We start from the raw sequence: 19,821 nt of genomic DNA on the forward strand, positions 1-19,821 counted from the left end.
ATGGATCCCGAACCTGTCCGGTGCGCTGCACGCGCGCCCCTCCCCCTTGTCCCTCTCTGCTGGTGCCTGGCGACCGGTTCGCTTCTCGTTGCGTGACCGGGGCTGCGGGCATCGCCTGCCCGGAGCCCACCCATGTCCTACAAGATCCTCTACATCACCCTGCGTCGCCTGATCGGCGAACGCGCGGTACCGGCGCTGCGCAGCCAGCTGCTGCAGCACGGTCCGGTGCTGTTTGCGCGTGCGCTCGCGCTGGGCTCACCCCGCGTGGTGGCCGACGCACTGTCGCTGCTGCCCATGGGCGAACGCATCACGGTACTGCGCCACCTGCCCGCGCCGCTGCGCGAAGCCATGAAGCCGCTGTGCATCGGCAGCAGCCCGCGCGTCCGCCTGCAGGTAGGCAGCGTCGCCGCATTCGTACTTCATCACCCCTGACCGGCTCCGATCCGTGGAGGGCTGCACCCCATGAACCTAGATCTGCACCTGCCGGCGTTCGATGCCGGCGCAACCCTGGCATCCCTACTCAGCCTGTCCACCGCCTTCGTGCTGGGTGGCGCCATCGGCCTGGAACGGCAGGTGCGCCAGCGCACCGCCGGTCTGCGCACCAACACCCTGGTCGCGGTGAGCGCCGCGGTATTCGTCGATCTGGCCGTGCGTTATCACGGCCTGCACGGCGGCACACCGTCACCGCTGCACGTGGTCGCCTATGTCATCTCTGGCGTCGGCTTCCTCGGCGCCGGCGCCATCATGAAGGACGGCGCTCAGATATCGGGTCTGAACACCGCCGCGACGCTGTGGGGTTCGGCCGCAGTTGGCGCCTGTGCAGGCCTGAAGCTGTTCCCCGAAGCGCTGCTGGCCGCCGTCTTCGTCCTCGCCTCGAATACCCTGCTGCGGCCAGTGGTCAACCGCATCCAGCGCCAGCCGCTGCCGGAAGCCTTCAGCGAAGCAACCTACGCCATCAACGTGGTCTGCCAGCGCGAACAGCAGGCCGAGGTACTGGACCGTCTGCTGTTACTGCTGGAACAGGCCCAGTACCCGGTGCGTGCCGTGGACCAGCGCCCATTCGGCGAGCGCGACGTGGAAATCGAAGCAGTGCTGTACGCCACCACCGTCGATGGCACTGAACTGGATGCGGTGCTGGCCGAGCTGGCGGCGCAGCCGGGCATGTTGCAGGGGTTCTGGAATGCCACTCTGGAAGAATGACAGGCGCGCCGGCGGCCAGCGCTCCCCATTCCCTTTGCTATCCTCGCGCCTGCCCGCCCGGGAACCGTTGACGATGCCCCGCCCTCCGCTCCGCCGCCCGCTGGCCCACCTGGCCCTGATCGTCGCCATGGCGGCGATCTTCCTGGTCGACACCTTCAGCGACTATGCCGTCGCGGCCGCCTGCTTCTACGCCGCGCTCATCCTGGCCATGTCGCGGCGGCTGCTGCCGCGCACGCTGCTGTGCCTGGCCCTGGCCTGCGTCGCCCTGACGATCACCAGCTTCCTGCTCACCCGCGCCGGGGCCTATCGCATCGGCCTGGTCAACAGCGCCATCGGCATCCTGGTCATCGGCATCACCACCTACCTGTCGTTGAAGATGGAGGCAGCCAAGGCCGCCGTGCAGGACGCGCAGACGCGGCTGCTGCGGGTGGCCCGCGCGTCCACCGTGGGCGAGCTGACTACGTCCATCGCGCACGAGGTGAACCAGCCCCTGGCCGCCATCGCCAGCAGTGCGGAGGCCGCCCAGCGCTGGCTGGCCCAGCAGCCGGCCAACGTGGACCGGGCGCAGCAGGCACTGGCCCGGATACTGGCCGATGCGCACCGTGCCAGTGACGTGATCGCCCGCGTGCGCGGGCTGACCCGGGGCGCAGCGCCACAGCGCGAAGTGTTCGACCTGAACCAGGCCGTGCAGGACATGCTTGCGCTGTCGCAGGCCGAACTGGAGCGCCAGCACGTCACCGTGGCCACGCTGCTCGACCCGGCGCTGCCCACGGTGCTGGCCGATCGCGTGCAGGTGCAGCAGGTGATCGGCAACCTGCTGCTGAACGCCATCGAAGCCATGGCCGGCACGCCGCTGCCCGAGCGCCGCCTGTCCGTGCTCACCCACGCCCGCGACCAGCACGTGCGGCTGAGCGTACGCGATCGCGGCGCCGGCCTGCCCAGCGACGCCATCGAACAGGTGTTCGACGCGTTCTGGACGACCAAGCCCGACGGCCTCGGCCTGGGGCTCAGCCTGAGCCGCAGCATGCTGGAAGCCAACGGCGGCCGGATCCACGCCGAGCGCGCCAGCGGCGGCGGTGCCTGCTTCATCATCGAATTGCCTGCCATCGAGGACGCCGCACATGACCCGCGCCGCGCACACTGAACCCGATGCCGTGGTCTACGTGGTGGATGACGACGCTTCGGTGCGTGCGGCACTGGAGGATCTGCTGGCCTCGATGGGTCTGCAGGTACGCAGCTTTGCTTCAACCCAGGCGTTGCTGGACGCGGCGCGCGAAGATGCGCCGGCGTGCCTGGTGCTGGACGTGCGCATGCCGGGCCAGAGCGGCCTGGACTTCCACCGGCAGATGGCCGCCCACGGCCTGCACCTGCCGGTGGTGTTCATCACCGGCCACGGTGACATCGCCATGGGCGTGAACGCCATCAAGGACGGCGCGCTGGAGTTCCTGACCAAACCGTTCCGCGACCAGCAGTTGCTGGACGCCATCCAGAAGGGCATCGCGCAGGACCGGCAGCGCCGCAGCGAGCACGACGAAAAGGCCGCCCTGCAGGCACGCTGGGCCACGCTTACCGGCGGCGAGCGCGAGGTCGCGGAAGGCGTCGTTGCCGGGCGCTTGAACAAGCAGATCGCCGCCGATCTGGGCGTGAGCGAGATCACGGTAAAGGTCCGGCGCGGCCAGCTGATGCGCAAGCTGGGCGCACGCACCCTGGTCGACCTGGTCCGCCTCTACGACCGCGTGCAGCCCGAGCGCCCGTAGCGTCGAGCGTGCTCGACTGCTCCACGCGGAACGCCGTCGAGCAAGCTCGACGCTGCGAAAGCGGCTCGACGCTACGGCTTCACCAACAACCGGGCAATGCGCTCGGCCACCTGCGCGCGCAGCGCCGGCTCCAGCTTCCCTTCATACATGGCTTCATAGATCCACAGCCCATCGGCGGCCAGCCGCGCCACGAATCCATCCATCCCCGCCGCGTCATCCACGCTGGCCGGCGGCGCGGGTGCCCACCGCTCCATTACCGGCGCCCACGGGCGCTCACCGGCCTCCGGGTCCATCGATTCCAGCATGAACAACAGCTCGGCGCGGGTAGCACTCTGCGCCGAAACGCGCACGAAGGTCTGGTAACGCTCCAGCGCACTGGCCTCTTCGGCGCGCTTGCCCAGCAGCACCTCCATCGACGCTTCCCACTGCTGCACCAGGTGCTCGTCGATTCCGCGCAGCAATGCTTCGCGCGATGGAAAGTGGTACAGCAGCCCGCCACGGGTCAACTGCGCTTCGGCAGCCACCGATTCGAAGGTGACCGCACGCACGCCCTCGCGATTGATGACGGCCACGGCGGCGTCGAGGATGCGTTGGCGCTTGCTGGTTCTCATGCGCGCTACTTTACGCGATCAGCCGCGCCCTCGCGGCTGCCGGCGCGGCCACGCAGCAGTCGGCCGGTGACGATCGCGCCGACCGCCAGCACCACGGCCACCACCCACAGCACGATGCGGTAGCTGCGGTCGTAGGCCGCCGTGGCCTGCACGAACCACGCCTCCGGCCCGCTCTGTCGGGCCACATGTACGGCCTGCACGAAGCCCTCGCGCGCAGCATCGGGCAGCCCCGTCGCCGGCAGGAACGCGCCGTAAAGCGCCGCACTCAGGCTGCCCAGCAGCGCCACCGCCAGCAGGCCACCGAACTCGTAGGACACCTCTTCCACCGAAGAGGCCATGCCGGCACGGTGGGACGGCACGTTGTTGAGGATGGCCGCCGACGCCACCGAGATTGCCGCGCCCATGCCGAAACCGGTGATGGCCATACCTGCAATCACCCAGCCCAGCCCCAGCGGGAACCCGAACGCGACCACCGCCACGCCCGCCGCACCGATGCCCAGACCGCCTGCGATCAACGGCCGCAGGCCCAGCCGATGCACCAGACTGCCGCCCAGCAACGCACTGGGCAGGCTGCCGAGGGCGGCCACCGACACCAGCAGCCCCGCATGCAATGGACTGAAGCCGGCCACCAGCTGGAAGCGCTGGGTGGTGACCAGCTGCAGCCCGGCCAGGGCGAACAGCGTGAACACCGCCGACAACGTGCCGGCCAGGAACGCCGGGTTCTGGAACACACTGAAATCCAGCAAGGGGTAAGGCAAGCGTCGCTGACGGCGCGCGAACGCGTATCCGGCTATCGCGGCCAGCAGCAGGGCCGCAGCGCCCAAGGCGTAGGCTGGCGGCGCGGCAATCCACGACTTGATCGCCAGCACGAGGCCCGACAGCGCAGCCAGCGCCAGCAGCGACGACCAAAGATCCCACGGGCGCGAGTGATCGCGCTGGCCTTCCGGCGCCAGTACAAGCGTGGCCACGAAGGCGACCACGACCACTGGCACGTTCACCAAAAACACCGATCCCCACCAGAAATGCTGCAGCAGCCAACCACCGATGATCGGCCCCAACGCCGCACCCACCAGCGATACCGAGCCCCAGATCGCAATGGCCATCGTGCGCTCGCGCGGGTCGTGGAAGCTGAGGCCGATCAAGGCCAGCGTAGCCGGCATCATCGCCGCCGCGCCCACCGCCAGCAGCGCCCGCGCGCCGATCAACTGCGCAGCGCTGCCCGCATAGGCGGCCACCACCGAAGCCAGCCCGAACACCACCAGCCCGATCAGGAACATGCGGCGGTGGCCAATGCGGTCGCCCAGCGTACCGGCGCCCAGCAGCAGGCCCGCCATCACCAGCGGATAGGCATTGATGATCCACAGCGCCTGCGCGGGCGTCGCCGCCAGCGCCTCGCTCAGCGTAGGTAGCGCGGTGTACAGCACCGAATTGTCCAAGGTGACCAGCAGCAGGCCCGCCGCCACGGTGAACAGCAGCGCCCAGCGCCGGGGACGCGACAGGGCCGGAGCACCGGCCAGAGACTGGGAAACCGCCATGGAACGCGCCCGCAAAGAGAATCGACGCCCATAACTATACCGGACGTCCGGTATAGTTATATGAATCCAACCCGCCCTGAGACCGGCGATGACCCATAGGGCCGAGCTTGCCCGGCCGCTTCGCGACTCTACGGCCCCAATCCCGGTCATCGCGGGGACCCGGTTCCCCTTATCACGACGCCCGAACGGTCACAGCGCTGCATCCTCCACCACCACCAGCTCCGCATCCCCCACCTCATACGAAGCACTGGCTGAATCCGCATCGAACCGCTGCACGTGCAGCGTGCCGGTCAACTTATACGCATCCCACAACGCGCCCGGCGCCATCGGCTGCGCCAGGCGCACGTGAATCACCTGGTTCGGCGGTGGCGGTGGCACATGGATGCACGCGCCGTAGAACGGCACGAACAATCCCTCGCTCACCCGCCCAGCATCGTCGCCGCCCAGCGGCACCAGATAGCCCTGCAGGCGCACCGGCCGACCGTCCACCGCCTCCACCACCGCCGACGAACCAAACTGCTTGGCGCGTACCGGGCTGGAATGGTCGATCACCGTTCCCGGCGCACTGCCGGCACCGCTGTCATCGATCAGCCCGCCAATGCCCTGCATCCCGTTGCCGCGTGCAACACCGATCTGCGGCGGGGGTCGCTGGAACACATCCCGCTCTGGCATCAAGCTGTCCCATTGCGTGATCACCACAGCCTCGGGCGGAACGCTCGACACCGCGGCGGCACTGGGCGCCACCGCCGCTTCGCGCCCGCAGGCCCCGAGCAGACACAGCATGAAGATCAGCAAGCCTCTACGGTTCATACGGCCTCAGCGTTGGTTCGCGCATGCTGTAGGCCGACCCACCCAGGTCGTCGTCCACCCGCTCGGCCTGCAGATGGCCAGCCAGGAAATACGGCGCATACATGTCCGGCATCGCGATCGGTTCCGGCAGGCGCACATGCACGATCTGGTTCGGCGGCGGTGGTGGCACATGGATGCACGCGCCGTAATACGGCACGAACAGGAATTCACTCAAGCGCCCGTCGGCCGCGGTGCCCAGCGGCACCACATAACCGGGCAACCGCACCGGTCGCTGCAGCACCGCGTCCACCGTGCGGAAGGTACCGAACTGCGCCATGCGCCGGTTACCGCTGTGCTGCACCTCCGGCCCGTCGCCGCGCTCCAGCGCCGCCAGTTCATCGGGCGGCAGCATCTGCAGCCAATCCAGTTCCTGTTCGACCGCCGTCGCAGCGGCAGGCGCATCCTGCGGTAGCGCCGTCACGCCGGTATCCACCGGACGCTGGCAGGCCGCCAGCAGCAGCACCGACAATGCAAACACGTGGCGCATGTTCATATCGCCGGCGCCAGGCCATCGGCCAGCGTGCGCCGGTAGGCCAGCAGTGCCGGCACCAGCCCGGCCACTGCGCTCAACGCCACCACCGCCGCCGCCCAGGCCAGTTCGCGCAGATCCGGCCACACATGCGTGATCGAAAGCCCGTAGTGGGTCAGCGCCCATTCGCGCCCTGCAAGACTGACCGCCGCCAACACGCCCAGCGCCAGCACTATGGCCACCGTGCTGCTGGCCACCGCTTCCAGCACCAGCAATCCAGCTACCGCGGCCGGGCGCGCACCGCAGGCGCGCAACACCGCCATCTCGCGACGGCGCTCCTGCAGCGTGCTGACCAGCATTGCCACCAGCGACACCAGGCCCAGCAGCACGACCATCGCGCTGATCAGCCGCAGCGCCCGCTCGGCACCGCCCAGGCTCTGCCACAGCTGCTGCAGCGTCACCCCGGGCAGGATCGCCATCAATGCCTCATCGGGGTACTCGTTAATGCGCCGCTGCACCGCAAACGTCGCCACCCGCGAGTGCAGGCCCAGCATGAACGCGGTGATGCTGGTCGGGGTCAGGTCGCTGTGGCGCGCCGCATCGGCACTGATCTGCTGGCTGCGCATCGGCACGCCCGAGCGCCAGTCCAGATGGATCGCTTCGATCGCCGGCAGTGACACCAGCACCGACGTATCCACTGGCGTGCCGGTACGCTGCAGCACGCCACTGACCCGGAACGGCTTGTCGGCATGCGTGGCCAGGGTCACCGCCCCGGTACCGTGGGCCAGCACCAGCGTATCGCCCACCCCCACCTGCTGTGCGCGCGCCACATCGGCGCCCAGCACGGCGTCGTACAGATCATCGAAGACCACACCGTTGGCCAGCTGCAGGGCATGTCCGGCGCCGTAGCGGTAGTGATCGAAGTAGTCGGTGGTGGTGCCGATCACCCGGTAGCCACGCCACGAATCGCCCAGCGACAGTGGCACCGCCCACTTCACCTGCGGCAGCGCCGCCAGTTCCTGGTAGGACTGCCAGGACACGTTGTTGGTCGCATCCCCCATGTGGAACACCGAATACAGCAGCAGGTTCACCGGCCCCGAGCGTGCGCCCACGATCAGATCGGTGCCCGACACCGTGCTGGCGAAACCTTCATGCGCCTGCGTGCGCACCCGCTCCACGCCCAGCAGCAGGGTCACGCTCAGGGCAATGACCAGCATCGTCAGGCCCGCGCCCAGCGCACGGCTGCGCAGACTGGCCCAGGCCAGTTCAAGCATGGGCCACCCCCGCGTGGTTGATCGCCTGCAGGTCCAGCACCTGGTCGAACAGCGCCGGCAGACTGTCATCGTGGCTGACCACCACGGCCGTGGTTCCGGCCGCCTGGCATTGCGCGGTCATCAGCCGCAGGAAGGCGTTCGCTGCCTCGCGGTCCAGCGCCGAGGTCGGCTCATCGGCCAGCAGCACGGCGGGCCGACCGATCAGCGCACGTGCCGCCGCCACGCGTTGCTGCTGGCCCACGCTGAGCGTTCCCGCGCGCCGCTGCATCACGGCCGGGTCCAGCTGCAGCGCCTGCAACAGCCGCGCGATCTCGTCGGTCAGGCCGCCGTGCACGCGGGCGCTGCGTGCCTTCGAAAAGCGCACGCCCAGGGCAACGTTGTCGTGCACGCTCAGGAACGGCAACAGGTTGAACTGCTGGAATACCACGCCCAGCTGGTCGGCACGGAAACGGTCACGCGCCGCACTGCCCAGCGCGTGCAGCCCATGGCCGGCCACCTGCACGCTGCCCTGCTGCACCGGTAGCACCCCGGCCAGCAGGCCCAGCAGCGTGCTCTTGCCCGAGCCGCTGGCCCCGCGCAGCAACACGCTGCTGCCGGCGGCAATGTGCAGCTGGGGTATATCCAGCACCATGTGCGCGCCGTAACCGAAGCGCACCGCGTCCAGAGCGATGATGGGCGTGCCGGTCATGGCGCCAGCACCACCCGCAGATTGTCCGGCGTCACGATACTGCGTCCCTGCCCGGCGGCCGTGGCCGTATTGACGATGACCTCGCGCAGACCCGGGAACACGTTGGGCAGGGTGACCACCACCACCCTCAGCGCCGCAGGGTTGGCGCAGCGGTAGGCCAGCGATGCAGTAAAGCCCGCATGGGCGTGCGTGGTGCTGCCGGTGTTGCCGGTCTGTGGCTGGAAACCCTCGGCCTGGGCATCGGCGCGGATGCGCGTGCACTGCGCGGCGCTGGGCAGGGTCAACCAACGCCCCTCACGCAGCACCGTCAGGGCGCGCTGCAGCGCCGCGCGCTCGGCTTCATTCGTCGGCGGCCGTTCGTAATCCAGCACGCCCATGCCCGGCGCGGCCAGGGTCAGCTCCAGGGCGCCGTTGTCCACGGCCAGATCAACATTGGCCTGGCCGTGTACGTGCGCGCCCAGCTGCCGGTGGTCATGTGCGTGCGCCGCAGGCAGGGCGCTCAGCAGCAGGAATGCAAAGGTGGACTTCATGGGGGATCCTATTTGTTACTATGTAACATTATGGACCACATCACCACGCTTCCCGCAAGCCACGCCACCCAACCGCCAGCATCGGCACGCTGGCATGCCCGCTTCGATTCCGGTGCCGCCTGGCTGGCCATGGCGTGCGCCGCGCACTGCATCACCCTGCCGCTGCTGCTGGCCTTCGTGCCTGCGGCACTGATGGCGCTGCGCTCGTTCCAGCACCCGGCGCACGGCCTGATGACCGCCCTGCTGGTCATGTCGCGCTGGGAATGGGTGTTCGCGCTGCTGGCCTCTGTGTTGGCGGTGGCCAGCACCACGTTGGGGCGGCGCCGGCATCATCGGCGCCTGCCGCAGGGCCTCGCGTTGGCAGGCGCCGTGGCGCTGCTGCCCTCGGCGCTGTATCTGCCGCTGAAGGAATCGCTGCTGTGGCATGGCCTGCTGACCGCATGCGGTGGCGTGCTGCTGGCCGCCGCGCATGTCGCAAACCGCCGCGCGTCGCGTCGGGTTCGCTCGACCTCCTACGCCCGCGCAGGGCCGTAGAGTCGACCACGCTCGACTCTACCGGTCATGGGCCACCCAGCATGTTCAGCGTACTCCTCGCGCGTCGCGCTTATGGCTGCCATGAAAAATACGCGAAACGGCCCGCGCGGCCCGCGTGATAGCGTCCCCATTGCCATCACACCACCCACCGCCATGCGCGCACTCGCCCTGATCCTGCTCACCGCCCTGCCCTTCGCCGCCACCAGCGCCGAGCCCGCTCCGCTGGCCCAATTGAAGGCCTACACCGTCGACAGCGCCTGGCTGCAGCCCATCGCGCCGCTGCAGATTGCCGACCACACCTGGCAGATTGGCACCGCCGAACTCACCGCGCTGCTGGTGCAGACGCCGGAAGGCGCGGTGCTGCTCGATGGTGGCATGCCGCAGATGGCCGACCACCTGCTGGCGAACATGCAACTGCGGGGCGTGGCACCGCACGATCTGCGCCTGATCCTGCTCAGCCACGCCCATGCCGACCACGCCGGCCCGGTGGCCGAACTGAAGCGCCGTACCGGCGCGCAGGTGCTGGCCAACGCCGAAACCGCCGTGCTGCTGGCACGCGGCGGCAGCAACGACCTGCACTTCGGCGATGCCATCACCTTCCCGCCGGTGCAGGCCGACCGCATCGTGATGGATGGCGAAGTCGTCGAATTGGGCGGCATCCGCTTCACCGCGCATTTCGTGCCCGGCCACACCCCCGGCAGCACCGCTTGGACCTGGACCGACACCCGCAATGGCGCACCGCTGCGCATCGCCTATGTGGACAGCCTCAGCGCGCCGGGCTACACGGTGACGGACAACCCGCGCTACCCGCACCTGCCGCAGGACTTCCAGCGCAGCTTCGCCACGGTGCGCAGCCTGCCCTGCGATCTGCTGCTGACCCCGCACCCTGGCGCCAGCGGCTGGAATTACCGCGGCGGCAACGACGCGGCCTCCAAGGCGATGACCTGCAGCGCGTATGCCGATGCCGCCGAGCGCAATCTGCGCAAGCGCTGATCCGGCTTCAACAACAGGGGCTGGCTACGGAACCGCGCGCACCGCGTCCGGCGCCAGCCCGGCGGCATCGCGTTCGCGCTGCAGGTCGGTGAACGCCTTCAGCGCCGGCGGCACGTGCCGGCGCCCGGGGAAGTACAGGTACAAGCCCGGGAACGGCGGGCACCACGCGTCCAGCACCGGCACCAGCGCGCCGCTGTCCAGGTCGTCCCGGATATGCCATTCGGACAGGAATGCCAGGCCCACGCCGGCCAACGCGGCCGCACGCGCCGCCTGCAGTTCGGCCACCACCAGCCGCGCCGGCGGATCAACCTGCAGCACCTGGCCACGGTGCTCCAGCTCCCAGCGGTACAACCCGCCATGCGACAGGCGCATGCGGATCGCTGCGTGCGTGGCCAGCGCGTCCGGGGTGTCCGGCGTGCCGTGCGCGGCCAGATAGCCCGGCGCGGCCACCACGCGCATGCGCTGCTGGCGGTACAGCGGCACCGCCACCATGTCCTGCGGCACCTGCTCGTGCAGGCGCACGCCAGCATCGAAGCCATCGGCCACGATATCCACCAACCGGGCCTCGGCTGCCATTTCCAGCCGTACGCGCGGGTAGCGCTGCACGAACTCGGCCACCAGCCCGGACAGCATGCGCGTGCTTTCCGGCGGCATGTTGATGCGCAAGGTGCCGCCGGGGTCACGCTCGTCCTCGTGCAGCGCGTCACCCGCGCCGCGGATCGCCTCCACCGCCGGCCCGATCTCCGCCACATACCGCGCGCCGGCTTCGGTCAGCGCCACGCTGCGCGTGGTGCGATGGAACAGGCGCGCCTGCAGCCGCGCTTCCAGGCTGGCAACTGCATGGCTGAGCGCCGAAGTGGACATGCCCAGCTCGCGCGCCGCCGCGCGGAAGCTGCCACGCCGGGCCACGGCCAGTACGGCCTCCAGCTCCACCAGTCCGGATCGATACACGGTAGCGCCCACATAATCCCGGAAATCGGGATTCCCCATCCACCATAGACCGGATTCCCCGCATGGTCGAGTGGGCACAGACTGGCCGCACCTACCCTGGGAACCCCACCATGCAACGCATCGAGCAGCACTACATCAACGGCGCCTTCGTCGCCTCGCACGGCCAGCAGCTGGCCGACCTGCACAACCCCGCCACCGAGGCGGTGATCGGCCATGTGCGGCTGGGCGATACGGTGGACGCCGAGCGCGCCATCGCCGCCGCCAACGCCGCATTGCCGGCCCAGGCCGCGCGCAGCGTGCAGGAACGGCTGGCCCTGCTGGGCCGCTTCCGCGATGCCATGGCCGCCCGCCGCGATGACCTGCATGCGGCCGTACTGGCCGAGTACGGCGCCCCGTCGGCGCGCTCGCGCTGGATGGTGGAGCACCCGGTGCAGGTGATCGACGACGCCATGAAGGTCCTGGCCGACTTCCCGTTCCAGCGCAGTGTGGGCCAGGCCCAGGTGCATTACCTGCCGGTGGGCGTGGCCGGCATCATTACGCCCTGGAACAGCAACGCCGCCTTCATCTGCGCCAAGCTGGCCACCGCGCTGGCGGCCGGCTGCACGGCGGTGGTCAAGCCCAGCGAACTGTCGGCCCTGCAGACCCGGGTGGTGATGCAGGCCCTGCACGCCGCGCAGTTGCCGCCGGGCGTGGCCAACATCGTCAACGGCGCCGGGCATGATGTCGGTGCCGCGCTGAGTGCCTCGCCGCAGGTCGCCAAGATCTCATTCACCGGCTCCACCGGCACCGGCCGCGCGATTTTGCGTGCGGCGGCGGACAGCTTCAAGCGGGTCACCCTGGAACTGGGCGGCAAGTCGCCCACGATCATCCTCGACGATGCCGACGCGGACAGCGCCGCAGCCCTGGCGGTGCAGGCCGGCTTCATCAACAGCGGCCAGGCCTGCGTGGCCGGCACCCGCATCCTGGTGCCGGAATCGCGCCGTGCCGAATTCGAAGACGCGCTGGCGCGTGCGGTACACGCCGTGCGCAGCGGTGACCCGCAGGATCCCGCCACCCAGGTCGGACCGATGGTCAGCCAACGGCAATGGGAGCGCGTGCAGGGCTATATCCGCACCGGTCTGGGCGAAGGCGCGCGGCTGCTGGCCGGTGGCGAAGGCCGCCCCGACGGCCTGCAGCGTGGCTGGTTCGTACGCCCCACGCTGTTCACCGATGTGCGGAACGACATGACCGTGGCCCGCGAGGAGATCTTCGGGCCGGTGCTGTGCATCATCGGCTACCGCGATGGGGCCGATGCCGTGGCCATTGCCAACGACAGCGCGTATGGCCTCAGCGCCCTGGTGATCGGCACCGACAGCCAGCGCGCCACCGCCGTAGGCCGGCAGATCCAGTCCGGCCGCGTGCTGGTGAATACCCTGCAGCACGAATCGCTGGCCCCGTTTGGCGGCATGAAGCACTCGGGCATTGGCCGCGAAAGCGGTCAGTGGGGCCTGGAAGCGTTCTTGGAGCCGCAGACCGTAGTGGCCGCGCAATAACCCGAACGACGGATGGGTAGATGCCCACCTTGGTGGGCACCCCGCTGCCCTGGTCGGTGCCGAACTTGGTCGGCACGCCGCTGCCCTGGTAGGTGCCGACCTTGGTCGGCACCCCGCTGCCCTGGTAGGTGCCACCTTGGTCGGCACCCCGCTGCCCTGGTAGGTGCCGACCTTGGTCGGCACGCTGCTGCCCTGGTAGGTGCCGACCTTGGTCGGCACCCCGCTGCCCTGGTAGGTGCCGACCTTGGTCGGCACCCCGCTGCCCTGGTAGGTGCCGACCTTGGTCGGCACCCCGCTGCCCTGGTAGGTGCCGACCTTGGTCGGCACCCCGCTGCCCTGGTAGGTGCCGACCTTGGTCGGCACCCCGCTGCCCTGGTAGGTGCCGACCTTGGTCGGCACCCCGCTGCCCTGGTAGGTGCCGACCTTGGTCGGCACCCCGCTGCCCTTGTAGGTGCCGACCTTGGTCGGCACCCCGCTGCCCTTGTAGGTGCCGACCTTGGTCGGCACCCCGCTGCCCTGGTAGGTGCCGACCTTGGTCGGCACGCTCGTGCCCACCAAGGTGGGCACCTACCAGGGCGAATTCCTCGTGCCCACCAAGGTGGGCACCTACCGAAGCAGTTTCCGCCCTATCGGCGCGGTTACCGGCTCATCGAATACGGGGCCTGCGCGCCCTGCCCCGGCCAGTCCTTGTTCGGCTCGGCCTGCATGGTGAACTGCAGCTCGCCACCGGCCAGGATCTCGTCGTGGCGCAGGAACGTGCGCTGCAGCGGCTTGCCGTTCAACATCACCCCGCCCACATAGGTGTGCTTGTCATCCAGCCCGTCGGCCACGATGGTGAACGTCTTGCCGTTGGGCAGACGCATCGCAGTCTTCGGCAGGAACGGCCGGCCCAGGATGTACTCGCCCGAGCCCGGCGCCACCGGGTAGAAACCCAACGCGGTGAACACATACCACGCTGACATCTGGCCCACGTCATCATTGCCCGCCAGGCCATCAGGGCGATCGGCGTACTGGGTGTCCATGATCTGCTTCAACCGCGCCTGCGTGCGCCACGGCTGCCCGGCATACGAATAGAGGTAGGCGACATGGTGGCTGGGCTCGTTGCCATGCGCGTACCAGCCGATCAGCCCGGTGATGTCTTCCATATGCTCGAAGATGGAAGGATCGACCTTGGCGTTGAACACTTCGTCCAACCGCGCCAGCAGCTTGTCGCTGCCCCCGTGCGCGGCGGCCAGGCCGGCCACGTCCTGCGGCACGTACCACGAATACTGCCAGGCGTTGCCTTCGGTGTAGTCGGTGCCGTAACCGCTGGCGCTGGGGTCGAACGGGGTACGGAAGCTGCCATCGCGCTTGCGTGCGCGCATGAAGCCGGTGTCCTTGTCGAAGGCGTTGCGCCAGTTGCCGGCGCGCTTGTCGAAGGTCGCGGCCACATCGGTCCTGCCCATCGCCTGGGCCATGCGCGCGATGGTCCAATCGTCGAACGCGTACTCCAGCGTCTTGCTGGCCGCCTCGCCTTCTTCATCAATCGGCACGTAACCCAATTCACGGTACTGCGCGATGCCGTCGTACGGGCCGTAGCTGGCGGTTTCCACCATCGCCTTCAGCGCCTTGTCCGCATCGAAACCACGAATGCCCTTCACGTAGGCATCGGCGATCACCGGTACGGCGTGGTAGCCGATCATGCACCAGTCTTCAAGCCCGTGGAACGACCACACCGGCAGCATGCCGTAGGGGCTGTGCTGGTGATGGGCCAGCATGGAATTGACGAAATCGCTGTTGCGCTTTTCCGGCTGCACCAGGGTCAGCAGCGGGTGCAGCGCCCGGTAGGTGTCCCACAGCGAGAACGTGGAATAGTTCGTGTAGCCCTCGGCCTTGTGCACGGCATTGTCCGGGCCACGGTACTGGCCATCGGCATCCATGAACAACGTGGGCCCCAGCAGCGTGTGGTACAGCGCGGTGTAGGCACTGCGGCGCGCATGCTCGGGCGCGTCGATATCCAGCACCGAAAGCGCCTGGGTCCATTCCCGCCTGGCCTGCGCACGCACGCGATCGAAATCGAAGTCGGCCATTTCGGCGTCCAGGTTGGCAATCGCACCGGCCTCGTTCACCGGCGAAATGGCCACCTTCACCACCAGCGGCGCATCCAGCTTGCCGAAGTCGAAGGTGCCGACCAGCTGCCGGCCTTCAATCTGTGCGCGCTGCTTCGGGTCCTGGTGGCCCGGCGGCGGGAAGCCCTTGTAGGCGATGTCCTGTTCGGTGTTGTGCAGCTCGTGGGCGGTCAACGGGCGTGAGAAGCGCATGGCGAAATACAGCTGGCGGCCCGGTGCCCAGCCACGGGTTTCGCGGAAACCAGTGATGGTGCCATCGGCACGCACGCGCACTCGCGACCACAGCACCTTGCCCGGGTAGTCGTACATGCTGGTGCGCATGTCCAGCAGCACCTTGGCATCGGCGCCCTTGGGGAAGGCGTAGCGGTGCACGCCCACGCGCGCGGTGGTGGTCAGCTCGGCGCGCACCTTGTAATCGTCCAGGGTGACCGCGTAATAGCCCGGCTCGGCCTTTTCATCGTCGTGGCGGAAGCGCGAGGCGTAGCCACTGCGCGGCTTCTCCGGATCACCGCGCTCCAACCCGGGAGTGCCGGTGAACGGCATCACCAGGATATCGCCCAGGTCGGAATGGCCGGTGCCGGAAAAATGCGTGTGCGAGAAACCGACGATGCTGCTGTCGTCGTAGCGGTAGCCCGCCGCCCAGCCATACGCCTTCTCGCGCGGCTGGATGCGCGTATCCGGGCTGAGCTGGACCATGCCGAACGGCAGCGTGGCGCCCGGGTAGGTGTGGCCCTCCCCGCCTGTGCCGATGAACGGGTCCACTGCGGCATAGGCCTTGTCGGCGGCGGTTCGGGTCGGGGCCGCACAGGCCAGGCCGGAAGCGAACATCGCCGTGGCGGCGACAGCGATCAGGAGACGACGGTCCAGCATGGGCATCGGCATTTGGATCGATTCAGGTGGTGGTCAGAGAGTAGCACCGGGCCGCGTTGCTGGCATGTTGCGCTGCGATTGCCCCCCGCGCAGCACTCAGCGAGTCGCTTTTGGCACGTACGTGCGTACCACGCGCGCGCGCCAAGCCTCATTGACCACGCAACGGGTCACATGCATCGGCCCCGCCATGCCACTACCTGTCGCCTTTGGAATGCCTCGCTTTCACTGCGCTTGACGCGCCACGTTTCCGCAAAGCACCCTCGAGCAAAGGCATGGAAATCTCGATCAAGACCTGCGCACGATGCCCCCGCAGCGGATACACCGCTGCCGGGTGTGGAACCCCGAAATGAGTAACGGGAACTGCCTGCCATGACTACGGCGGGCGGTGCGCGGCGGCCGCATGGCCCTCGGCTTCTTCCCGTTACTAAGCCGAAGTTCCAACCCCGCATCGCCCGCCACCTTACCGGTGGCCTGTCCTGCCAGGAGCCATCACATGTCACCGCAACCGCCTGTCCTGACCCCGGAAGTGGAATCCCTGTTGTCCCGTATCGACCACGCCCTCCGTTCGGCCGAGGGTATGGCCTTGATGATCAGCGACAACGAACCGACCGACCCCACCGCGCACACGCGGCCGGGCTACAACGTGCAGAAGATCAGCGTGGCGATGATGGCGCTCAGCCAGCATGGCCGCAGGCTGTTGAACGAACTGCGCCAGCAGTACCTGAAAGTCACCCTGCATTGAGCTATCGGGCGATCGGCAAATCGTTCAGCCGCCCACGGCCGCGATCCAGTGCGGCAGGTTGTAGTAGTTGGTGATGCGCGCCACCTTTCCATCACGGATCTCGAAGAAGGCGCCGGCGGGCAGCACGTACGCCTGCCCGGTGGCTTCGGGCAGGCCTTCGTCGGTGGCCAGGTACTGGCCATTCACGGTGAATTCGGCCGCACCGCGGGTGCCGTCGGCATTGCCGAACACTACGATGTCGGTCAACTGCTCACGGTAGGAACGGGCCATCTTCTGGCAGAACGCACGGAACGCGTCCTTGCCCACTTCGCGGCCACCCTGGTTGATGTCGTGCACCACATCGTCAGTCACCTGGGCCACGAAGGCCTCGATGTCCCCGCTGTTGAAGGCGGCGTAGTACGCGTGGATGACGTCGGTGGCGCTCATGGGGAATGTCCTGAGGGTGGGCGGGCTGCGGAGCATAGCCTATACTCACCCCCAGTATCCACGGGCTTGAGCGATCGTGCGCATCACCACGCTGCAGGGGGCCGCCGCCGCCCCATACCTGGACGACCTGGCGCACCTGCGCATCGGCGTCTTCCGCGCCTTCCCCTACCTGTACGAAGGCGACCTGGGCTACGAGCGCGACTACGTGGCCACCTACGCCGCCGCCCCCGGCAGCATCATCGTGCTGGCCCAGGACGGAGACACCGTGGTGGGCGCGTCCACCGCCCTGCCCCTGTGCGAAGAAACTGACGAATTCCAGGCGCCCTTCCTCAACGGCTCATGGAACCCGCAGCGCATCTTCTACTTCGGCGAATCGGTGCTGCTGCCGACCTACCGCGGCCAGGGGCTGGGCGTGCGCTTCTTCGAGGCACGCGAAGCGCATGCACGCCAGGCCGGCGGTTTCGACATCTGCTGTTTCAGCGCCGTGCAGCGCTCACTGGACCACCCGGCCCGCCCACGCGATTACGTTCCGTTGGACGCCTTCTGGCAAAAGCGCGGCTATGTACACCACCCGGAACTGCACACCACCTTCCGTTGGCGCGACGTGGGCGAAGACCACGCGAGCGCCAAGCCGATGTCGTTCTGGCTGAAGGACCTGCGCGCATGATCCGTTTCGCCGCCAGCCAGTACGCCATTGAACTGATTGAACAGTGGGACGACTACGCCGCCCATCTGGACGCGTGCGTGGCCGAAGCTGCCGCCACCGGCGCGCAGCTGGTGCTGCTGCCCGAGTATGCGGCCATGACCCTGACCGGCCAGCTGCCCGCTGCGCAGCGCAGCGATCTGGCCGCATCGATCGCCGGCATGCAGGCACTGCTGCCGCGCTGGCAAGCACTGTGCGAACAGATCGCGCGGCGCCACCGGATCTGGTTCTGCCCGGGCTCGGCACCGGTACTGGACGATGATGGGTGCTACCGAAACCGCGCCTTCCTGTTCGGCCCGGACGGTCCACTGGGCCACCAGGACAAGCAGATCATGACCCGCTTCGAGCGCGAGGAATGGAACATCGCCGGCGGCCGCGATGGGCTGCGTGTGTTCGACACACCGCTGGGCACCTTGGCCATCCTGATCTGCTACGACACCGAATTCCCAATGCTGGCGCGGCGCTTGGCCGAAGCCGGTGTGGACCTGCTGCTGGCGCCCAGCTGTACCGACACCGAAGCCGGTTACCACCGCGTGCGTATCGGTTCGCAGGCGCGGGCGCTGGAAAACCAGCTGCCGGTGCTCGTGTCAGCCACCGCCGGCCTGGCGCCATGGAGCCCCTCGGTCGACGTGAATTTCGGCCGCGCGGCGCTGTACGTGCCTGCGGACCGCGGCATGCCGGCCAACGGCGTGCTGTGCGAAAGCGAAGCGGTGTTCACCGAACAGAGCCGCTGGCTGATCGGGCAGATTGATGCAAAGGCCGTGGCCGCCGTGCGCCGCGAAGGCCAGGTGGCGCTGTACCGCGACTGGCCCGAGCAGTTCGACATACACGTGCAACCAGCCCCGTAGACTCGAGCCATGCTCGACTGCTCCTGTAGAGTCGAGCCATGCTCGACTGCTCCTGTAGCCATCCTCGACTGCTCTTCCAGCCGAGCAGGGCTCGGCTCCATAAAGGCAACGGCAGTCGAGCATGGCGCGACTCTACAAAGGCAGCGCTGCCTGCAGCGTGGACAGATCCGCGCGCTCCACCGGCCGTACGACGCGCGCTACCTCCTGGCCATCGCGCAGCAACACCACCGTCGGCCACAGCTTCACACCGAACGCGCGGCCCAGCGGCCGCCCTTTGCCATCCTCGATCTTCCAGTGCGGCAGGTCGTGCGCATCCACGAACGCCTGCAATGCCGGTTGCGCGGCCTGGCAATGACCGCACCACGGGGCGCCGAATTCGAGAATCAGCCAGCCCGCCTGCGCCTGCACATCGGCAGGCGCAGGTTCGGCAGCAAGATGGCTGCGCATGAACGGCATGGCTCAGGCCGCGATGGCGCGCTGGATGTCTTCCAGCGGCGCGTTGGTGAAGTTCTTGGCGATGTCATTCAGCAACCGCGCCTGGGTTTCCTTGTGCAGCAGTGGGCGAATGCGCCCCAGCGTGATCGGGTCGGCCACCAGGATCAGATGCGAGAACCGGTTGTTCAGCGCATCATCGTTCAACTGCTCGGCCACCTGCTTGGCGAAGGTTGCTTCATTCAACTGCGAGATCGACATGTCCTTGGGCACCGCACCGGACGGCCCCTGTCCGGACACGCCCTGTTCGCTGATATCGGCCAGGCGCAGCTCACCTTCCTGCTTCAGGGTGATCTGGTGCTCGTTACCCACGTTGGTGAACACACGTGCGGAACCGCCATCGGTCACCACCACCAGGGTGCCTTCGGGAATGCGTCGGGTCATGCGATGTTCCTTCTGGTTACGTTGCAGCTCCACCGTAGAAAAACGCGTGTGAGCGGCACGACCACAGAGCGTTCAATCATTGTCAGCATGAACAGGGGCGATGGAACACAGCGTCTGTTTCGTCCGTATTGTCGGCACGCTCACGTTGTAACCGGTATCATGAACGGATGATCGACACGACCCACTGCGTCGCGGGCACGCCCGTTACGTGGAAAGCACTGCCGACCGGCGCCTCGCCTGCCGCAACCGCATCCGCCCCGAAATTCCACCGACTGGCGCTGGATCCCGGCGGATGATGGTGCAGGCCTGATCCTTCGTTTGCGCG

22 protein-coding genes are annotated in these 19,821 nt (G+C 68.1%); 10 read left to right on the forward strand and 12 right to left on the reverse strand.

The window, feature by feature from the left end; genetic code table 11:
* Positions 1-132 precede the first annotated feature (132 nt).
* From C1922_RS10760 to C1922_RS10775, 4 genes are all read left to right on the forward strand, one after another.
* Positions 133-432, forward strand: coding sequence for a hypothetical protein (locus C1922_RS10760; RefSeq protein ID WP_108749742.1), 300 nt, complete (start codon positions 133-135; stop codon positions 430-432).
* A 30-nt stretch (positions 433-462) separates the two neighbouring features.
* Positions 463-1,200: an MgtC/SapB family protein gene (locus C1922_RS10765; RefSeq protein WP_108749743.1), complete on the forward strand. Its 738-nt coding sequence runs from the start codon at positions 463-465 to the stop codon at positions 1,198-1,200.
* A gap of 73 nt (positions 1,201-1,273) precedes the next feature.
* Positions 1,274-2,344 carry an ATP-binding protein gene (locus C1922_RS10770; protein ID WP_108749744.1) on the forward strand — a complete coding sequence of 357 codons (1,071 nt, stop codon included), beginning with the start codon at positions 1,274-1,276 and terminating at the stop codon, positions 2,342-2,344.
* The gene (locus C1922_RS10775; RefSeq protein WP_108749745.1) at positions 2,322-2,957 is read left to right on the forward strand and encodes a response regulator; all 636 of its coding nucleotides are present in this window, start codon (positions 2,322-2,324) and stop codon (positions 2,955-2,957) included. Before C1922_RS10770 ends, C1922_RS10775 begins: the two co-directional genes overlap by 23 nt.
* A 71-nt stretch (positions 2,958-3,028) precedes the next feature.
* Here C1922_RS10775 and C1922_RS10780 read toward each other — a convergent pair whose 3' ends face one another.
* The 7 genes from C1922_RS10780 to C1922_RS10810 all read right to left on the reverse strand — a co-directional run bounded on the left by C1922_RS10780 (position 3,029) and on the right by C1922_RS10810 (position 8,913).
* Positions 3,029-3,568 carry a TetR family transcriptional regulator gene (locus C1922_RS10780; protein WP_108749746.1) on the reverse strand — a complete coding sequence of 180 codons (540 nt, stop codon included), beginning with the start codon at positions 3,566-3,568 and terminating at the stop codon, positions 3,029-3,031.
* A gap of 5 nt (positions 3,569-3,573) precedes the next feature.
* Positions 3,574-5,103: an MFS transporter gene (locus C1922_RS10785; RefSeq protein WP_108749747.1), complete on the reverse strand. Its 1,530-nt coding sequence runs from the start codon at positions 5,101-5,103 to the stop codon at positions 3,574-3,576.
* A gap of 189 nt (positions 5,104-5,292) precedes the next feature.
* Positions 5,293-5,913 carry a DUF3299 domain-containing protein gene (locus tag C1922_RS10790; RefSeq protein ID WP_108749748.1) on the reverse strand — a complete coding sequence of 207 codons (621 nt, stop codon included), beginning with the start codon at positions 5,911-5,913 and terminating at the stop codon, positions 5,293-5,295.
* The gene (locus C1922_RS10795) at positions 5,903-6,439 is read right to left on the reverse strand and encodes a DUF3299 domain-containing protein (RefSeq protein ID WP_108751566.1); all 537 of its coding nucleotides are present in this window, start codon (positions 6,437-6,439) and stop codon (positions 5,903-5,905) included. Before C1922_RS10795 ends, C1922_RS10790 begins: the two co-directional genes overlap by 11 nt.
* A 2-nt stretch (positions 6,440-6,441) precedes the next feature.
* Positions 6,442-7,695 carry an ABC transporter permease gene (locus tag C1922_RS10800; RefSeq protein ID WP_108749749.1) on the reverse strand — a complete coding sequence of 418 codons (1,254 nt, stop codon included), beginning with the start codon at positions 7,693-7,695 and terminating at the stop codon, positions 6,442-6,444.
* Positions 7,688-8,383 (reverse strand): ATP-binding cassette domain-containing protein, encoded by a 696-nt coding sequence (locus tag C1922_RS10805; protein WP_108749750.1) that lies wholly within the window; start codon positions 8,381-8,383, stop codon positions 7,688-7,690. The genes C1922_RS10800 and C1922_RS10805 overlap by 8 nt, the downstream gene beginning before the upstream one ends.
* Positions 8,380-8,913 carry a DUF2796 domain-containing protein gene (locus tag C1922_RS10810; RefSeq protein WP_108749751.1) on the reverse strand — a complete coding sequence of 178 codons (534 nt, stop codon included), beginning with the start codon at positions 8,911-8,913 and terminating at the stop codon, positions 8,380-8,382. The genes C1922_RS10805 and C1922_RS10810 overlap by 4 nt, the downstream gene beginning before the upstream one ends.
* Positions 8,914-8,943: 30 nt before the next feature.
* On the opposite strand from C1922_RS10810, the gene C1922_RS10815 reads away from it, so the two are divergent.
* Together C1922_RS10815 and bla are read left to right on the forward strand one after the other, a co-directional pair.
* Positions 8,944-9,447 carry a MerC family mercury resistance protein gene (locus C1922_RS10815; RefSeq protein WP_108749752.1) on the forward strand — a complete coding sequence of 168 codons (504 nt, stop codon included), beginning with the start codon at positions 8,944-8,946 and terminating at the stop codon, positions 9,445-9,447.
* 153 nt (positions 9,448-9,600) lie between these two features.
* The gene (gene bla, locus C1922_RS10820; protein ID WP_108749753.1) at positions 9,601-10,440 is read left to right on the forward strand and encodes a subclass B3 metallo-beta-lactamase; all 840 of its coding nucleotides are present in this window, start codon (positions 9,601-9,603) and stop codon (positions 10,438-10,440) included.
* Between the two features lie 24 nt (positions 10,441-10,464).
* On the opposite strand, the gene C1922_RS10825 is transcribed toward bla, so the two are convergent.
* Positions 10,465-11,391 carry a LysR family transcriptional regulator gene (locus tag C1922_RS10825; RefSeq protein WP_108751567.1) on the reverse strand — a complete coding sequence of 309 codons (927 nt, stop codon included), beginning with the start codon at positions 11,389-11,391 and terminating at the stop codon, positions 10,465-10,467.
* 110 nt (positions 11,392-11,501) lie between these two features.
* Between C1922_RS10825 and C1922_RS10830 the strand changes: the two genes are divergently transcribed.
* Entirely contained in the window at positions 11,502-12,923 is a 1,422-nt protein-coding gene (locus C1922_RS10830) for an aldehyde dehydrogenase family protein (protein ID WP_108751568.1), read from the forward strand.
* 638 nt (positions 12,924-13,561) lie between these two features.
* On the opposite strand, the gene C1922_RS10835 is transcribed toward C1922_RS10830, so the two are convergent.
* Positions 13,562-15,913: a GH92 family glycosyl hydrolase gene (locus tag C1922_RS10835; protein WP_108749754.1), complete on the reverse strand. Its 2,352-nt coding sequence runs from the start codon at positions 15,911-15,913 to the stop codon at positions 13,562-13,564.
* A gap of 481 nt (positions 15,914-16,394) precedes the next feature.
* Here C1922_RS10835 and C1922_RS10840 point away from each other — a divergent pair, with 481 nt between their 5' ends.
* The gene (locus C1922_RS10840; RefSeq protein WP_108749755.1) at positions 16,395-16,643 is read left to right on the forward strand and encodes a hypothetical protein; all 249 of its coding nucleotides are present in this window, start codon (positions 16,395-16,397) and stop codon (positions 16,641-16,643) included.
* A 24-nt stretch (positions 16,644-16,667) separates the two neighbouring features.
* Here the strand turns inward: C1922_RS10840 and C1922_RS10845 are convergent, their stop codons facing one another.
* On the reverse strand, positions 16,668-17,069 hold the full coding sequence (locus tag C1922_RS10845) for a ketosteroid isomerase-related protein (RefSeq protein ID WP_108749756.1): 402 nt from the start codon (positions 17,067-17,069) through the stop codon (positions 16,668-16,670).
* A 76-nt stretch (positions 17,070-17,145) separates the two neighbouring features.
* On the opposite strand from C1922_RS10845, the gene C1922_RS10850 reads away from it, so the two are divergent.
* Together C1922_RS10850 and C1922_RS10855 are read left to right on the forward strand one after the other, a co-directional pair.
* On the forward strand, positions 17,146-17,736 hold the full coding sequence (locus C1922_RS10850; protein WP_108749757.1) for a GNAT family N-acetyltransferase: 591 nt from the start codon (positions 17,146-17,148) through the stop codon (positions 17,734-17,736).
* The gene (locus tag C1922_RS10855; protein WP_108749758.1) at positions 17,733-18,620 is read left to right on the forward strand and encodes a carbon-nitrogen hydrolase family protein; all 888 of its coding nucleotides are present in this window, start codon (positions 17,733-17,735) and stop codon (positions 18,618-18,620) included. Before C1922_RS10850 ends, C1922_RS10855 begins: the two co-directional genes overlap by 4 nt.
* 132 nt (positions 18,621-18,752) lie before the next feature.
* On the opposite strand, the gene C1922_RS10860 is transcribed toward C1922_RS10855, so the two are convergent.
* Both C1922_RS10860 and C1922_RS10865 read right to left on the reverse strand, forming a co-directional pair.
* A complete protein-coding gene (locus C1922_RS10860) occupies positions 18,753-19,076 on the reverse strand; it encodes a thioredoxin family protein (protein ID WP_108749759.1) in 324 nt (107 codons plus the stop codon).
* 3 nt (positions 19,077-19,079) lie between these two features.
* A complete protein-coding gene (locus tag C1922_RS10865) occupies positions 19,080-19,496 on the reverse strand; it encodes a host attachment family protein (protein ID WP_108749760.1) in 417 nt (138 codons plus the stop codon).
* Positions 19,497-19,821 lie beyond the last annotated feature (325 nt).

The organism is Stenotrophomonas sp. ZAC14D2_NAIMI4_7, from assembly GCF_003086675.1.
Classification (GTDB): domain Bacteria; phylum Pseudomonadota; class Gammaproteobacteria; order Xanthomonadales; family Xanthomonadaceae; genus Stenotrophomonas.

Bases quoted from the DNA above. Each gene is read 5' to 3' on its own strand.
- C1922_RS10760 (WP_108749742.1), top strand. From the start codon at position 133: ATGTCCTACAAGATCCTCTACATCACCCTGCGTCGCCTGATCGGCGAA.
- C1922_RS10765 (WP_108749743.1), top strand. From the start codon at position 463: ATGAACCTAGATCTGCACCTGCCGGCGTTCGATGCCGGCGCAACCCTG.
- C1922_RS10770 (WP_108749744.1), top strand. From the start codon at position 1,274: ATGCCCCGCCCTCCGCTCCGCCGCCCGCTGGCCCACCTGGCCCTGATC.
- C1922_RS10775 (WP_108749745.1), top strand. From the start codon at position 2,322: ATGACCCGCGCCGCGCACACTGAACCCGATGCCGTGGTCTACGTGGTG.
- C1922_RS10780 (WP_108749746.1), bottom strand. From the start codon at position 3,568: ATGAGAACCAGCAAGCGCCAACGCATCCTCGACGCCGCCGTGGCCGTC.
- C1922_RS10785 (WP_108749747.1), bottom strand. From the start codon at position 5,103: ATGGCGGTTTCCCAGTCTCTGGCCGGTGCTCCGGCCCTGTCGCGTCCC.
- C1922_RS10790 (WP_108749748.1), bottom strand. From the start codon at position 5,913: ATGAACCGTAGAGGCTTGCTGATCTTCATGCTGTGTCTGCTCGGGGCC.
- C1922_RS10795 (WP_108751566.1), bottom strand. From the start codon at position 6,439: ATGCGCCACGTGTTTGCATTGTCGGTGCTGCTGCTGGCGGCCTGCCAG.
- C1922_RS10800 (WP_108749749.1), bottom strand. From the start codon at position 7,695: ATGCTTGAACTGGCCTGGGCCAGTCTGCGCAGCCGTGCGCTGGGCGCG.
- C1922_RS10805 (WP_108749750.1), bottom strand. From the start codon at position 8,383: ATGACCGGCACGCCCATCATCGCTCTGGACGCGGTGCGCTTCGGTTAC.
- C1922_RS10810 (WP_108749751.1), bottom strand. From the start codon at position 8,913: ATGAAGTCCACCTTTGCATTCCTGCTGCTGAGCGCCCTGCCTGCGGCG.
- C1922_RS10815 (WP_108749752.1), top strand. From the start codon at position 8,944: ATGGACCACATCACCACGCTTCCCGCAAGCCACGCCACCCAACCGCCA.
- bla (WP_108749753.1), top strand. From the start codon at position 9,601: ATGCGCGCACTCGCCCTGATCCTGCTCACCGCCCTGCCCTTCGCCGCC.
- C1922_RS10830 (WP_108751568.1), top strand. From the start codon at position 11,502: ATGCAACGCATCGAGCAGCACTACATCAACGGCGCCTTCGTCGCCTCG.
- C1922_RS10835 (WP_108749754.1), bottom strand. From the start codon at position 15,913: ATGCCGATGCCCATGCTGGACCGTCGTCTCCTGATCGCTGTCGCCGCC.
- C1922_RS10840 (WP_108749755.1), top strand. From the start codon at position 16,395: ATGTCACCGCAACCGCCTGTCCTGACCCCGGAAGTGGAATCCCTGTTG.
- C1922_RS10845 (WP_108749756.1), bottom strand. From the start codon at position 17,069: ATGAGCGCCACCGACGTCATCCACGCGTACTACGCCGCCTTCAACAGC.
- C1922_RS10855 (WP_108749758.1), top strand. From the start codon at position 17,733: ATGATCCGTTTCGCCGCCAGCCAGTACGCCATTGAACTGATTGAACAG.
- C1922_RS10860 (WP_108749759.1), bottom strand. From the start codon at position 19,076: ATGCCGTTCATGCGCAGCCATCTTGCTGCCGAACCTGCGCCTGCCGAT.
- C1922_RS10865 (WP_108749760.1), bottom strand. From the start codon at position 19,496: ATGACCCGACGCATTCCCGAAGGCACCCTGGTGGTGGTGACCGATGGC.